The organism is Enterobacter sp. CRENT-193, from assembly GCF_002787395.1.
Lineage (GTDB): Bacteria > Pseudomonadota > Gammaproteobacteria > Enterobacterales > Enterobacteriaceae > Enterobacter > Enterobacter hormaechei_C.
This window is the reverse complement of the sequence record NZ_CP024812.1, coordinates 1,187,184-1,202,246: the sequence shown is the minus strand read 5'-3', so window position 1 is coordinate 1,202,246 and position 15,063 is coordinate 1,187,184. Positions and strand designations below refer to the sequence as shown.

The window sequence follows — 15,063 nt, the reverse complement described above, 5'->3', positions numbered from 1 at the left end:
ATGCATCTTAATATCGACTGGCAGGCGGTCGATACCGTCCTGCTTGATATGGACGGCACGCTGCTTGATCTCGCCTTTGATAACTATTTCTGGCAAAAGCTGGTCCCGGAAACTTACGGTGAACAGCAGGGGATCTCCCCGGCAGAAGCGCAGGAATTCATTCGTTCGCAATATAGCGCGGTGCAGCATACGCTAAACTGGTACTGTCTTGACTACTGGAGCGAGCGACTCGGTTTGGATATTTGTGCCATGACCACCGCCCAGGGCGCACGCGCCGTACTGCGCGAAGATACGGTCCCGTTCCTGGACGCGCTGAAAGCCTGCGGTAAGCGCCGTATTTTGCTGACAAATGCGCATCCCCATAACCTGGCCGTGAAGCTGGAACATACCGGTCTTGCTTCGCACCTTGATTTATTGCTTTCCACCCACACATTTGGTTATCCGAAAGAGGATCAGCGGTTGTGGCATGCCGTGGTAGAAGAAACCGGTTTACAGCCGGAACGCACGCTGTTTATTGACGACAGCGAGCCGATTCTGGATTCTGCGGCCGCTTTTGGCATTCGCTATTGTCTGGGCGTGACTAATCCGGATTCCGGCCTGGCTGAAAAAAGCTATCTGCGACATCCGGGGCTGAACGACTATCGCCGGATGATCCCCTCACTCACCGTGAAGGAGACGCCATGAAAGAAAAACCCTCTGATGGGGTAAGACTGGATAAATGGCTGTGGGCCGCCCGTTTTTACAAAACGCGCGCCCTTGCCCGTGAAATGGTTGACGGCGGAAAGGTGCATTACAACGGTCAGCGCAGCAAACCGAGCAAGCTGGTTGAACTGAATGCCACGTTAACGCTTCGCCAGGGCAACGATGAGAAAACGGTGGTGGTGAAAGCCATTACCGAACAACGGCGGCCCGCAACCGAAGCCGTTTTGCTGTATGAAGAGACGGCCGAAAGCATAGAGAAGCGCGAGAAAACCGCGCTGGCGCGCAAAATGAACGCGCTAACTATGCCTCACCCGGACCGGCGACCGGATAAAAAAGAGCGCCGCGATCTGATGAAATTTAAACACGGTGAGAGCGAGTAACCCTCACCTGCACGAGAGATGAAAATGGCCCAACACGACCAATTACACCGCTATCTGTTTGAACAATTCGCCGTGCGCGGCGAGCTGGTCACCGTATCCGAAACCTGGAAACAGATTCTGGAAAACCACAACTACCCGCTGCCGGTGAAAACCCTGTTGGGCGAACTGCTGGTTGCCACCAGCCTGCTGACCGCCACGCTGAAGTTCGCTGGCGATATTACCGTTCAGTTGCAGGGTGATGGCCCGATGTCGCTGGCGGTGATCAACGGTAATAACCAGCAGCAAATGCGCGGCGTGGCGCGCGTTCAGGGCGATATCCCTGAAAATGCGGATCTGAAAACGCTGGTCGGAAATGGCTACCTGGTTATCACGATTTCGCCTGAAGAGGGTGAGCGCTATCAGGGCGTTGTCGGTCTGGAAGGCGACACGCTTGCCGCCTGCCTGGAAGATTACTTCATGCGTTCCGAACAGCTGCCAACCCGTCTGTTCATCCGCACCGGTGAAGTGGATGGTCAGCCTGCTGCCGGTGGTATGCTGCTTCAGGTTCTGCCTGCGCAGGATGCGCAGACCAATGATTTCGAGCATCTGGCAACGCTGACGGAAACCATCAAAGCGGAAGAGCTGTTCACCCTGTCGGCGACCGACGTGCTGTGGCGTCTGTACCACGAAGAAGAAGTGACGGTTTACGATCCGCAGGCGGTGGAATTTAAGTGCACCTGCTCCCGCGAGCGTTGTGCTGGCGCCCTGAAAACGCTGCCGGATGAAGAGATCGACAGCATCATGGCGGAAGACGGTGAGATCGATATGCACTGTGATTACTGCGGTACGCACTACGTGTTTAATTCGATGGATATCGCGGAGATCCGCAATAACGCCTCTCCGGCGGACCCGCAGGTTCACTAAGCTCTGAGCCTGATGCCCGGCGGCGCTATGCTCGCACGGGCCTACAATGAATTGTGCAATTTTTTGATATGATTGCTAATTGTAGGCCGGGTAAGCGTAGCGCCACCCGGCAAGAAAAATCACTAACGCCACTGCGCATTATTGTAACTGTCGTAGCTCATATCGACACGCTCCCCAAAAATCTCAATATCCGCCCAGGGCTTCACGACAGATTTCACTTTCCTCTGCCTTAATGCGCGGTCAAGTTCTCCTCTGGTCAATGCCTCCGGCATTTTCCACGCGTCCCCGGCGATCCTCCAGCCCGTGTTAGTTTGTGTGTAAGCCACGATCGTGCGATCGGTAAATTGAAATAGCACGGCTTCCGGCTTGCCGTCGCTGTTAAGATCCAGCGGCATAAGTAAACAGTTACTCTGGGCGCTATCGCAGCTCTCGAAGCGATACTGATTGCTGAGCATGGCTTGCCAAAATGTCTTATCAGGATGAGCCATTCCCGGTGCGAGCTGGACCTGTTTTTCCAGCATCGCGGCGGTCATCTTACCTGCTCCGCCAGCATTCCTGGAGAGAAGACCATTTATTTCACGCTGGCGTTTTGGGTTAGAGATAAACTGCGGATCGTTTTGCAGCGTGAGCATCGCCTCCCGCCCCTTTCGTCCAGCGTTACTGAGCATATACAGGCTGACTTGATCCGCAGTTATTCTGCCGTCCTGATAGCGGGCCATATGGCTTGCAACACTTATTCGCCACGGATCCAGCACGGGGGTATGGACCAACGCCAGGAAAATGAGGGAAAGCAGCCCGGTCGCCGGGATGACGTACGCATGGATCTTCTGCGGTTCACGGCGCTGAATCAGAGCGCTGGCGCAAAAACCGATCGCCCAGACCAGCGCCACGATGGTTATCAATACCCCGTACAGACGCTCGGGTGACCAGCCGTATTGCGAAATGCGTAGCCACAGCGCCCACCCCGCCAGAACCGGATACGCGGGTACGATAGCCACAGCGAGGCGAATCATCCCTCGCAGCGGGGCATAGTAAGGCAGTGTTTGACGCTGTGGATGCCACACTATCGTCACCAGGAATAACAGCAGCAGCGCTAAGGTGGTCAGCAAGCCCGCGGCGGATATTCTGGCTGAAATGGATTCAAAGCCGACAAAAGGCAACGCGCCAATAAAGAGCAGCGCCAGCGCCGCCATCAGGGGAAGCAGACCGGTGGCGATGAGGGTCAGCAGATTTTGCAGGGCAAAGATTAACCTTACCTGCATGCGCGTGAGCACGGCCGCACTGGCTGAAACCACGCCAATCGCCACTGAAATAAATCCGTCAGAATGAAAGAAAAGCCGATCAAAAAAGCCGATGCCAATAAGTTCGAAAAGCTCGGCCCAGAGGAAAAGTACCAGCCAGAAGAGACCATTCGAAACAAAAATAATGAGCAGCGTCAGAGCGTTATGCCAGTTTCGTTGATAAAAGTCGCTTTAGAACGAGGTAGTCGGGACGGGATCCAGACGCCGCTGAAGCCATGGCAACACGAACAGCGTCATCAGCAGCAGATGAAAGCCGAAAACGAGCATCTCATCTCTGAGATTCCAGCTTTCGAGTCCTGCAACGCTCCACTTAAGCCAGCCGCCCATACCCGCGACTGCCGCGCCGATCATCCCGAGTGACAGCCACAAAAATGGCTTTCTGAATGACGTCATGGCAAGAGACAACGTGGTTGTCATTACCACGGTGGCAGGTACTACACACATCAGCCACAGCGTATCCGATGGCAATTTTGCGTACTCGATATACCACATGATTACATAGCAAATTACGCCCTGTAGAGCCCCCGCCAGCACGACGGCTACGCGCGTTAAAGCGGATAACGTCTCACGGTTTTCCATTTCTCATCCCTTGTTCATGAAAAATCTATTGTCTCATCAAAGCAAAACTCTGGCCCCCACCTCAAACTCTGAAAATAGCTGACCCAAGAGACCTGAATCGTTTTCCCAGTGTAACCCTTACGTAATTTTCTTACATGTATGCGATTACATTCACATTCTTCTGGATAAATTCACCAGAGATTAACCTTTTAAGAACATTTTCCCCATCCAAAAAGCGATTCCTGCGATAATCTGCCCGCCCTGTGACTGGAGTCGCAGCGTTTTCCGTTAGTAAGGGTTTTGACCAGATACGTAAATCTATGAGCCCCGTCGCGGTTAACATCCCCAGAAAAACCCTACAATTTCAGGCAGTACATATTGGCTAAGGAGCAGTGATATGCGTGTTAATGGTTTAACCCCGCAAGATCTCAAGGCTTATGGTATTCACGACGTCCAGGAAGTGGTCTACAACCCCGATTACGATACGCTGTATCAGGAAGAGCTCAATCCGGCACTGGAAGGATACGAGCGTGGTGTGTTGACGAACCTGGGTGCTATCGCCGTCGATACGGGTATTTTTACCGGTCGTTCGCCGAAAGATAAGTATATCGTCCGAGACGACACCACCCGCGATACGCTGTGGTGGGCTGATAAGGGCAAAGGGAAGAACGATAACAAACCGCTCTCCCCGGAAACCTGGCAGCATCTGAAAGGACTTGTCACCCATCAGCTTTCCGGCAAGCGTCTGTTTATTATTGATGCGTTCTGCGGCGCTAACGCCGACACCCGTCTCTCCGTACGATTTATCACCGAAGTGGCCTGGCAGGCGCATTTTGTGAAGAACATGTTCATTCGTCCAACTGATGAAGAACTGCAAGACTTCACCCCTGACTTTATCGTGATGAACGGCGCGAAATGCACCAACCCGCAGTGGAAAGAGCAGGGTCTGAACTCCGAAAACTTTATCGCCTTCAACCTGACCGAGCGTATCCAGCTGATAGGCGGTACCTGGTACGGCGGCGAAATGAAGAAAGGGATGTTCTCGGTCATGAACTACCTGCTGCCGTTGCGCGGTATCGCCTCCATGCACTGCTCGGCGAACGTCGGGGAAAAAGGCGATGTAGCAGTGTTCTTCGGCCTTTCCGGCACCGGTAAAACAACGCTGTCCACCGATCCAAAACGTCGTCTGATTGGCGATGATGAACACGGCTGGGATGATGACGGCGTGTTTAACTTTGAAGGCGGCTGCTACGCGAAGACCATTCGCCTGTCGGAAGAGGCAGAGCCGGATATCTACCACGCGATTCGCCGCGATGCGCTGCTGGAAAACGTCACCGTGCGTGCCGATGGCTCTATCGACTTCGACGATGCGTCTAAAACCGAAAACACCCGCGTCTCTTACCCGATCTACCACATCGAGAACATCGTCAAGCCGGTATCGAAGGCGGGTCACGCCACGAAGGTGATTTTCCTGACCGCAGATGCATTCGGCGTGCTGCCACCGGTTTCCCGCCTGACCGCCAGCCAGACGCAGTACCATTTCCTCTCCGGCTTTACCGCTAAACTGGCGGGTACCGAGCGCGGTGTGACCGAGCCAACCCCAACCTTCTCCGCCTGCTTCGGCGCGGCGTTCCTGTCGCTGCACCCAACGCAGTACGCGGAAGTGCTGGTGAAACGCATGCAGGCATCCGGCGCCCAGGCATACCTGGTAAACACCGGCTGGAACGGTACGGGCAAACGTATCTCCATCAAAGATACACGCGCCATCATCGACGCGATTCTGGATGGTTCGCTGGATAACGCCGAGACCTTTACGCTGCCGATGTTCGATCTGGCGATCCCAACAGCGCTGCCGGGCGTGGATACGCGTATCCTGGATCCGCGTAACACCTACGGTTCACCGGAACAGTGGCGTGAGAAGGCTGAATCGCTGGCGAAACTGTTTATCGAAAACTTCGAGAAGTATACCGACACCCCGGCGGGTGCTGCGCTGGTGAGTGCGGGACCGAAGCTGTAGGTAAAAGCAAAAAGGCAACGAAAGTTGCCTTTTTTAATGTTTTTTCCCTCTCCCCGTGGGAGAGGGCCGGGGTGAGGGCATCAGGCCCCACCCTTTTTTAACTCTCTTTCACCTGACCCCGTAAAACCGGCACCGGTAACCACGCACGAATGCTCAAACCACCCCGCTCGCTGGTGCCAATTTCCAGCAGTCCGTTATGGTTATCCACAATACGCTGCACAATCGCCAGGCCTAAGCCGGTTCCGCTGGTGCTGCGCGCGCTGTCGCCGCGCACAAATGGCTGGAACAGGTGCTTACGCTGCTCAGGCTTGATGCCCGGGCCATCGTCTTCCACCTGGAACCAGGCGCGGTTGAGTTCCGTACCGCTGCTGACTTTGATCCAGCCGTTGCCGTAGCGCGCCGCGTTGACCACCATATTCGCCACCGCGCGTTTAATGGAGAGCGGGTGCATACGTACCTGAATCTCACCTGCCTGAAGGTCGGTCGCAATTTCACGTTCGTAGCCGCTTTCGGCAGCAACCACTTCGCCCAGAACCGCATTCAGATCCGCCATCTCCATCGGCATCTCCTGCCCGGTGCGCAGGTAGTCGATAAACTGCTCGATGATGGCGTTACACTCTTCGATATCCTTGTTGATGGACTCTGCAAGATAACCATCCTGCTCGCCCATCATCTCCGTCGCCAGCCGGATACGCGTCAGGGGCGTGCGAAGGTCATGGCTGACCCCCGCCATCAGCAGCGTACGGTCGTCCGCCAGCTGTTTAACGCCTGCCGCCATGTGGTTAAACGCACGCGTTACCGAGCGCACTTCCGATGCGCCATACTCGCGCAGCGGCGGTGGGATAATACCTTTACCGACCTGTAATGCCGCATGCTCCAGGTCGACCAGCGGTCGGTTCTGGATACGAATAAACAGCCATGCGCCGCCGATGGCCAGCAGCATGATCGCCAGGGTGTATCGGAACAGCGGTGAGAAGTCGCCCTGATGAATCTCGGTGAGCGGAACACGCACCCAGATGTTGGGTGACAGCCAGGTTTTCAGCCAGACAACCGGCGAGCTTTTATTGACCTCAACGCGCACTTCCGTCGGGCCGCCAAGCTGCTGCGCCATCTGCTGGCTGAGGAATTCATAGTGCTGCGCCCAGCGCAGGCCGGCATCTTCCGCCGCTTCGTTCGAGTAGAGAGAAATGCCCAGCTCACGGTAGATTTCCCGACGGAACGCCGGGGGAACAACCAACTGCGTGCCGTCCTCCAGTTGCAGTTTGTCGGTCATCAGCATACGCACTTCGTATGCCAGCACCTTATTAAACTGCTGGAGGCTCGGCAGGATTGCAAAGTTCAGCACCACCAGGTAGGTCGTCACCAGACTGACAAACAGCAGGGTGACGATCAATAACAGCGTGCGGGCAAACGAACTTCGCGGCGAGAAGCGCATTCGCCTCATGCTTTAGAGCCGTCCGGGACAAACACGTAGCCCAGACCCCAAACGGTCTGAATATAACGAGGATGCGCCGGATCTTCTTCCACCATACGACGCAGACGAGAGATTTGCACGTCGATAGAACGCTCCATCGCGGAGTATTCACGACCACGCGCCAGGTTCATCAGCTTGTCACGGGAGAGCGGCTCACGCGGGTGGCTGACCAGCGCTTTCAGCACCGCGAACTCACCGCTGGTGAGCGGCATTGGCTCATCTTCACGGAACATCTCACGGGTGCCGAGGTTCAGCTTAAACTTACCGAATGCAATGACGGCCTCTTCCTGAGATGGCGCGCCCGGCAGTTCGTTCGCCTGACGACGCAGCACGGCGCGAATACGCGCCAGCAGTTCACGCGGGTTAAACGGCTTTGGAATGTAGTCATCAGCGCCAATCTCAAGGCCGACAATACGGTCGACTTCTTCACCCTTCGCCGTCACCATGATGATCGGCATCGGGTTGCTCTGGCTGCGCAGACGGCGGCAAATAGAGAGCCCGTCTTCACCAGGCAGCATCAGGTCCAACACCATCAGGTGGAAAGATTCACGCGTCAGCAGACGATCCATCTGTTCCGCGTTCGCGACGCTACGAACCTGGAAGCCCTGCTCGGTCAGATAACGTTCCAGCAGCGCACGCAGGCGCATGTCGTCATCTACGACCAGAATTTTGTAGTTCTCTTGCATTGTGTGTACTCCCAAAGGTTCGGATAAGCCTGGAACAGCGTATTCTAAAAAAGTGCACGGGTTCGACCAGCAAATTCTGGTATAAATTCTAGACGAAATTGTTACAAAGCATATTTAACAGCAGCTTATCTGTTCATTTCATCACATAAATCATTATTAATCTTGTCTGTTACACTGTGCGCTACGTATTGTGCGCAAAGACAGTTAACCGGCATTAAAGGCTGCACCATGAAAACGCCTCTGATCACCCGCGAAGGGTACGAGAAACTCAAAAAAGAGATGGATTACCTGTGGCGCGAAGAGCGTCCGGAAGTGACCAAAAAAGTCACCTGGGCCGCAAGTCTGGGCGACCGCAGCGAGAATGCGGACTATCAGTACAATAAAAAGCGACTGCGCGAAATCGATCGCCGGGTACGCTACCTGACGAAGTGTCTCGAGAATCTCAAAATTGTCGATTACTCCCCGCAGCAGGAAGGTAAAGTGTTCTTCGGCGCGTGGGTCGAAATTGAAAACGACAACGGCGATACCCTGCGTTTTCGTATCGTCGGCTATGATGAAATTTTCGGTCGTAAGGATTACATTTCTATCGATTCACCCATGGCCCGCGCCCTGCTGAAAAAAGAGGTGGGCGATTTAGCCGTTGTCCAGACGCCCGCAGGTGAAGCAAGCTGGTACGTCAACGAAATCGTGTATGTTAAATAGTCCGAGAGCGCCCTCCCCGGCTGGCATTTTTTGGTGTCAGCCCGTATAACTATCCCCCTGATTTTCGATCCACAAGATGAACTGACCATGATGAAAGAGTCGCTCTGCCGCATTATTGCGGGTGAACTTCAGGCCAGAGCCGAACAGGTAGAAGCTGCCGTTCGCCTGCTTGATGAAGGGAACACCGTGCCGTTTATTGCACGTTATCGTAAGGAAGTCACCGGCGGTCTGGATGACACGCAGCTGCGAAACCTGGAGACCCGTCTGGGCTATCTGCGCGAGCTGGAAGACCGACGTCAGGCGATCCTCAAATCTATCGGCGAGCAGGGCAAGCTGACCAGTGACCTGGAAAAAGCCATTAACGGTACCCTGAGTAAAACCGAACTCGAAGACCTCTATCTGCCGTACAAACCGAAGCGCCGCACGCGCGGGCAGATTGCGATCGAAGCCGGCCTTGAGCCACTGGCCGATCTGCTGTGGAACGAGCCGTCTCACGATCCGGAAACCGAAGCCGCCAAGTTTATCGACGCCGATAAAAGCGTAGCAGACACCAAAGCCGCGCTGGACGGTGCTCGCTATATTCTGATGGAGCGCTTCGCCGAAGACGCGGCGCTGCTGGCCAAAGTGCGTGATTACCTGTGGAAGAACGCGCATATCGTCTCCACCGTGGTGTCCGGCAAAGAGGAAGAAGGCGCGAAATTCCGCGACTATTTCGATCACCACGAACCCATTTCTACCGCGCCGTCTCACCGCGCGCTGGCGATGTTCCGCGGCCGTAACGAAGGCGTGCTGCAACTCTCCCTGAATGCCGATCCGCAGTTTGACGAGCCGCCAAAAGAGAGCCACTGCGAGCAGATCATTATGGATCATCTGGGCCTGCGCCTGAACAACGCCCCGGCGGACAGCTGGCGCAAAGGCGTGGTGAGCTGGACCTGGCGCATCAAGGTGCTGATGCACCTCGAAACCGAGCTGATGGGCACCGTGCGCGAGCGCGCCGAAGACGAAGCGATCAACGTCTTCGCCCGTAACCTGCACGACCTGCTGATGGCTGCGCCAGCTGGCCTGCGCGCCACCATGGGTCTCGATCCGGGTCTGCGTACCGGCGTGAAGGTGGCCGTGGTTGACGGCACCGGCAAGCTCGTTGCCACCGACACCATTTACCCGCACACCGGTCAGGCAGCGAAAGCGGCTGTCGTCGTCGCCGCGCTGTGCGAGAAGTACAACGTTGAGCTGGTTGCCATCGGTAACGGTACGGCGTCCCGCGAAACCGAACGTTTCTATCTCGACGTGCAGAAGCAGTTCCCGAAAGTGACGGCGCAGAAAGTGATCGTCAGCGAAGCGGGGGCATCAGTCTACTCCGCCTCTGAGCTGGCAGCGCAGGAGTTCCCGGATCTGGACGTTTCCCTGCGCGGCGCGGTCTCTATCGCCCGTCGTTTGCAGGATCCGCTGGCGGAGCTGGTGAAGATCGACCCGAAATCCATCGGTGTGGGCCAGTATCAGCACGACGTGAGCCAGACGCAGCTGGCGCGCAAGCTGGATGCGGTAGTGGAAGACTGTGTTAACGCCGTCGGCGTGGACCTGAACACCGCTTCCGTTCCCCTGCTGACCCGCGTGGCGGGCCTGACCCGTATGATGGCACAGAATATCGTCGCCTGGCGTGATGAGAACGGTCAGTTCCAGAACCGCCAGCAGCTGCTGAAGGTGAGCCGTCTGGGGCCGAAAGCATTTGAGCAGTGCGCGGGCTTCCTGCGCATCAACCACGGCGATAACCCGCTGGATGCCTCTACCGTTCACCCGGAAGCGTACCCTGTTGTTGAGCGCATCCTGGCCGCGACTCAGCAGGCGCTTAAAGACCTGATGGGCGACAGCAGCGCGCTGCGTAACCTGAAAGCGGTGGATTTCACCGACGAACAGTTCGGTGTGCCGACGGTCACTGACATCATCAAAGAGCTGGAAAAACCGGGCCGCGATCCGCGTCCTGAGTTTAAAACCGCGACCTTTGCTGACGGCGTGGAAACCATGAACGACCTGCTGCCGGGCATGGTGCTGGAGGGGGCGGTAACCAACGTCACCAACTTTGGCGCGTTTGTGGATATCGGCGTGCATCAGGACGGTCTGGTGCATATCTCTTCCCTCGCCGACAAGTTCGTTGAAGATCCGCACACCGTGGTCAAAGCGGGCGACATCGTGAAGGTGAAAGTGCTGGAAGTGGATCTCCAGCGCAAGCGTATTGCCCTGACCATGCGTCTGGACGAGCAGCCGGGCGACACTAACGCGCGCCGTGGCGGTAATGGCGGTGGCCGTGAACAGCAGCGTCCGGCAGCGAAAGCCGCGAAGCCACGCGGACGTGACGCACAGCCAGCAGGCAACAGCGCGATGATGGATGCGCTGGCAGCGGCGATGGGTAAGAAACGCTAATACTGTAAATGCCCGGTGGCGCGACGCTTACCGGGCCTACGGTTTTGTAGGCCGGGCAAACGCAGTGCCGCCCGGCAAGCAGGCCGCAGGGAATTAAAATAAATAAGTTGTATCCATATTTAAACCACGAATTATCACCTCATTAACAAATAGCCTTCTTTTTATTTTCACCTCAATTTCGCAAATATTGAGCAAGGTCAAGCAGACCGCAAATTAATACGATTAACAACATCCCGTCACATTTTTATTATTGCTGATAAAAACTATTCTCATTATCATCGCAGTGTAGATTATTTAACCTCTCGTGGAATCAGGCGCTATGCAATTCACTCCAGACAGTGCGTGGAAAATTATCGGTTTTACCCGTGAGATAAGCCCGGCCTATCGGCAGAAGCTGCTGTCCCTGGGCATGCTACCCGGCTCATCGTTCCAGGTGGTGCGCGTTGCGCCGTTGGGCGATCCTGTTCATATCGAAACCCGACGCGTTAATCTGGTTCTGCGTAAAAAAGACCTCGCATTAATTGAAGTTGAATCTTTATCCCGTTAACAAGCCAGCGGTTTCAGTGAGTCTATTACAATGAAAAAATTAACTATTGGCTTAATTGGCAATCCTAATTCCGGCAAGACAACCTTATTTAATCAGTTAACCGGCGCACGCCAGCGTGTGGGAAATTGGGCAGGCGTGACGGTGGAACGCAAAGAGGGCCAGTTCACTACAACAGATAATCAGGTCACGCTGGTTGATTTACCGGGGACCTATTCACTCACCACGATTTCATCCCAGACCTCACTCGATGAGCAAATTGCCTGCCACTATATTCTGAGCGGCGACGCGGATCTGCTCATCAATGTGGTGGATGCCTCCAATCTCGAACGAAATCTGTATCTCACGTTACAACTGCTGGAGCTGGGTATTCCCTGCATCGTAGCGCTTAACATGCTCGACATCGCCGAGAAGCAAAAGCTGCGCATCGACGTCGACGCCCTCTCCGCCCGTCTGGGCTGCCCGGTGGTTCCGCTGGTTTCTACCCGCGCGCGCGGCATTGACGCCCTGAAGCTGGCGATTGACCGCCACACGGGCAATGCCGACGTCGAACTGGTCCACTACGCCCAGCCGCTGCTGCGCGAAGCCGGGCAACTGGCGCAGGAGATGGACAACAGCATGCCCGCCAGACAACGTCTGTGGCTTGGCCTGCAAATGCTGGAAGGCGATATCTACAGCCGCGCCTACGCAGGCGATGCGGCTGATAAGCTGGGCGTCGCGCAGGCTCGCCTGAGCGACGAGCTGGACGATCCCGCTCTGCATATTGCGGATGCGCGCTATCAGGCTATCGCCGCTATCTGTGACGTGGTCAGCAATGCATTAACCGCTGAACCCAGCCGCTTCACCGCCGCCGTGGATAAGATTGTGCTCAACCGCTTCCTCGGTTTGCCGATCTTTTTACTGGTGATGTACGTGATGTTCCTGCTCGCCATTAACATCGGCGGTGCATTACAACCTATCTTTGATGGCGGCTCTGTCGCTATCTTCGTGCACGGTATTCAGTGGCTGGGCTACACCCTCCACTTCCCGGAATGGTTGACCATCTTCCTTGCGCAGGGGATCGGCGGCGGGATTAATACCGTCCTGCCGCTGGTGCCGCAGATCGGCATGATGTACCTGTTCCTCTCCTTCCTTGAGGATTCCGGCTACATGGCGCGCGCGGCCTTCGTAATGGACCGCCTGATGCAGGCGCTGGGGCTGCCGGGCAAATCGTTCGTGCCGCTAATTGTCGGTTTTGGCTGTAACGTGCCGTCAGTCATGGGCGCGCGTACGCTGGATGCCCCGCGCGAACGCCTGATGACCATCATGATGGCGCCGTTCATGTCCTGTGGCGCGCGTCTGGCGATCTTCGCGGTCTTTGCCGCGGCGTTCTTTGGTCAGGAAGGGGCGCTGGCCGTCTTCTCCCTGTATGTGCTGGGTATCGTGATGGCTATTCTCACCGGCCTGATGCTGAAGCACACCATCATGCGTGGCGAAGCGTCGCCGTTCGTGATGGAACTGCCGGTTTATCACGTTCCGCATCTGAAAAGCCTGATTATTCAGACATGGCAGCGCCTGAAGGGCTTCGTTCTGCGCGCCGGTAAGGTGATTGTGGTGGTCAGCATTTTCCTGAGCGCCCTGAACAGCTTCACCCTGAGCGGCCAGGCCGCGGACAACATTAATGACTCTGCCCTGGCCTCCGTCAGCCGGATCATTACGCCGGTCTTCAAACCGATTGGCGTTCAGGAAGACAACTGGCAGGCAACCGTGGGCCTGTTCACCGGCGCGATGGCAAAAGAGGTAGTTGTCGGTACCCTGAACACGCTTTACACCGCGGAAAACATCCAGGAAGAGGAGTTTAATCCGGCAGCGTTCAACCTCGGCGATGAACTGCTTGGCGCGGTGGAAGAGACCTGGCAGAGCCTCAAAGACACCTTCAGCCTGAGCGTACTGGCGAACCCGATTGAAGCCAGCAAAGGCGACGGCGAAATGGCGACCGGAGCAATGGGCGTGATGGGCCAGAAATTTGGCAGCGCGTCGGCGGCCTACAGCTACCTGATCTTCGTCCTGCTCTATATTCCATGCATCTCGGTCATGGGCGCCATTGCCCGTGAGTCCAGCCGCGGCTGGATGGGCTTCTCCATTCTGTGGGGGCTGAACATTGCCTACTCGCTGGCGACCGTGTTTTATCAGGCCGTCAATTACAGCCAGCATCCGCGCTACAGCCTGGTCTGTATCCTCGCGGTGATCCTGTTTAACGTAATGGTGATTGGCCTGCTGCGCCGGGCGCGTAGCCGCGTTGACGTTAACCTGCTGGCAACGCGCAAAACCCCAACGACCTGCTGTAACAGCCCAGCAGGCGACTGTCACTGAGGGGAAAAAGATGGCATCGTTGATTCAGGTTCGTGACTTACTGGCGTTACAGGGACGAATGGAGGCGAAGCAGCTCAGCCTCAGCCTGCATACGCCGCAGCCGATGATCGATGCCATGCTGGAAAGCCTGGAGGCGATGGGGAAAGCCGTGCGCATTCAGGAAGAGCCGGACGGTTGTCTGTCCGGCAGTTGCAAGAGTTGTCCTGAAGGTAAAGCCTGTCTCAGGGAGTGGTGGACGCTTCGCTGATAAAACCGGACAGCGCCGAACAAAACTCAGCAGGATGAGAGATGAACGGCGCATGTGCCGCTTTGGCAACCACCATTGATTTACTCTCCGGCCACAGCGCATCCAGCAGCGGAACCACCTTGCGCGGAACCAGTCCATCCAGATAGCCATAAATACGCAGATGCGGCACCGTTAACGACGCCAGCGGCTCGCGCAGATCGGCCGTTTTCAGGATCTCCAGTCCACCGTTCAGCACCTCAACCTCCGGCATCGGCAGAGAAAGCACCGTCTGCTTCAGCGTCCGTGCGTCCTGACGGGCGGTTTCTGTTCCCATGGTTTGTAGCGCCAGAAAACGCTCCACCGTCCGCTGGAAGTCTTCGCTCAGCTGATGCTGGAACCCGGCCAGCACCTCGGGTTTAATGCCCGGCCACGCCTCGCGGGCGCTGAAACAGGGTGATGAGGCAACGGTGATCAGCGCCTGGACCCGCTCAGGATGGCGCAGCGCAATCTGGCTTACCACCAGCCCGCCCAGGCTCCAGCCGAGCCAGACGGCTTTTTGCGGCGCCGCTTCCAGAACCTGCTCCGCCATGTCGTCAAGCGTCATCGCGCCATAGCCGTGGCTACGGCCATAGCCCGGTAGATCCACCAGGTGTACCGTGAATTGCGAGGCCAGTTCCTCACTTATGCAACGCCACACTTCGGCGTTCAGTCCCCATCCGTGCAGCAGCACAAGATGACAATTTCCCGTCCCAACGGTCTGCCACCACAGCGTCTTCATCAGTTAACGTTCTCTTTTTTCA

Annotated in this window: 14 protein-coding genes; 9 read left to right on the top strand and 5 right to left on the bottom strand. The window is 56.2% G+C overall.

Annotation, left to right across the window (positions count from 1 at the left end):
• Genes yrfG through hslO form a run of 3 tightly spaced genes read left to right on the top strand, consistent with a single transcriptional unit; the run spans window position 1 to window position 1,985 of the window.
• A complete protein-coding gene (yrfG, locus tag CU081_RS05805) occupies window positions 1-684 on the top strand; it encodes a GMP/IMP nucleotidase (RefSeq protein ID WP_003861619.1) in 684 nt (227 codons plus the stop codon).
• The gene (gene hslR / locus CU081_RS05800; protein WP_003861618.1) at window positions 681-1,082 is read left to right on the top strand and encodes a ribosome-associated heat shock protein Hsp15; all 402 of its coding nucleotides are present in this window, start codon (window positions 681-683) and stop codon (window positions 1,080-1,082) included. The genes yrfG and hslR overlap by 4 nt, the downstream gene beginning before the upstream one ends.
• Window positions 1,083-1,100: 18 nt before the next feature.
• Entirely contained in the window at window positions 1,101-1,985 is an 885-nt protein-coding gene (gene hslO / locus CU081_RS05795; protein WP_006812239.1) for an Hsp33 family molecular chaperone HslO, read from the top strand.
• Between the two features lie 122 nt (window positions 1,986-2,107).
• Here hslO and CU081_RS05790 read toward each other — a convergent pair whose 3' ends face one another.
• Window positions 2,108-3,409, bottom strand: a complete 1,302-nt coding sequence (locus CU081_RS05790) for a DUF4153 domain-containing protein (protein ID WP_225990550.1) — start codon at window positions 3,407-3,409, stop codon at window positions 2,108-2,110.
• A gap of 48 nt (window positions 3,410-3,457) precedes the next feature.
• The gene (locus CU081_RS26450) at window positions 3,458-3,865 is read right to left on the bottom strand and encodes a hypothetical protein (RefSeq protein WP_022651952.1); all 408 of its coding nucleotides are present in this window, start codon (window positions 3,863-3,865) and stop codon (window positions 3,458-3,460) included.
• 376 nt (window positions 3,866-4,241) lie between these two features.
• Here CU081_RS26450 and pckA point away from each other — a divergent pair, with 376 nt between their 5' ends.
• Window positions 4,242-5,861 carry a phosphoenolpyruvate carboxykinase (ATP) gene (pckA, locus tag CU081_RS05785; RefSeq protein ID WP_003861616.1) on the top strand — a complete coding sequence of 540 codons (1,620 nt, stop codon included), beginning with the start codon at window positions 4,242-4,244 and terminating at the stop codon, window positions 5,859-5,861.
• A 97-nt stretch (window positions 5,862-5,958) separates the two neighbouring features.
• Here pckA and envZ read toward each other — a convergent pair whose 3' ends face one another.
• Window positions 5,959-7,305 (bottom strand): two-component system sensor histidine kinase EnvZ, encoded by a 1,347-nt coding sequence (envZ, locus tag CU081_RS05780; RefSeq protein WP_003861615.1) that lies wholly within the window; start codon window positions 7,303-7,305, stop codon window positions 5,959-5,961.
• Window positions 7,302-8,021: an osmolarity response regulator transcription factor OmpR gene (gene ompR / locus CU081_RS05775; RefSeq protein ID WP_001157751.1), complete on the bottom strand. Its 720-nt coding sequence runs from the start codon at window positions 8,019-8,021 to the stop codon at window positions 7,302-7,304. The genes envZ and ompR overlap by 4 nt, the downstream gene beginning before the upstream one ends.
• Window positions 8,022-8,249: 228 nt before the next feature.
• On the opposite strand from ompR, the gene greB reads away from it, so the two are divergent.
• From greB to feoC, 5 genes are all read left to right on the top strand, one after another.
• On the top strand, window positions 8,250-8,723 hold the full coding sequence (gene greB, locus CU081_RS05770) for a transcription elongation factor GreB (protein ID WP_003861614.1): 474 nt from the start codon (window positions 8,250-8,252) through the stop codon (window positions 8,721-8,723).
• 87 nt (window positions 8,724-8,810) lie between these two features.
• Entirely contained in the window at window positions 8,811-11,141 is a 2,331-nt protein-coding gene (locus CU081_RS05765; RefSeq protein ID WP_022651955.1) for a Tex family protein, read from the top strand.
• A 319-nt stretch (window positions 11,142-11,460) separates the two neighbouring features.
• Entirely contained in the window at window positions 11,461-11,688 is a 228-nt protein-coding gene (feoA, locus tag CU081_RS05760; RefSeq protein WP_003861611.1) for a ferrous iron transporter A, read from the top strand.
• Between the two features lie 30 nt (window positions 11,689-11,718).
• The gene (feoB, locus tag CU081_RS05755; protein ID WP_003861609.1) at window positions 11,719-14,037 is read left to right on the top strand and encodes a Fe(2+) transporter permease subunit FeoB; all 2,319 of its coding nucleotides are present in this window, start codon (window positions 11,719-11,721) and stop codon (window positions 14,035-14,037) included.
• A gap of 10 nt (window positions 14,038-14,047) precedes the next feature.
• Window positions 14,048-14,284 (top strand): [Fe-S]-dependent transcriptional repressor FeoC, encoded by a 237-nt coding sequence (gene feoC, locus CU081_RS05750; protein ID WP_003861607.1) that lies wholly within the window; start codon window positions 14,048-14,050, stop codon window positions 14,282-14,284.
• Here feoC and bioH read toward each other — a convergent pair.
• Complete coding sequence (gene bioH / locus CU081_RS05745) at window positions 14,259-15,041, bottom strand: pimeloyl-ACP methyl ester esterase BioH (RefSeq protein ID WP_003861604.1); 783 nt, start codon at window positions 15,039-15,041, stop codon at window positions 14,259-14,261. The two genes, feoC and bioH, sit on opposite strands and share 26 nt — an antisense overlap.
• Window positions 15,042-15,063: the final 22 nt, after the last annotated feature.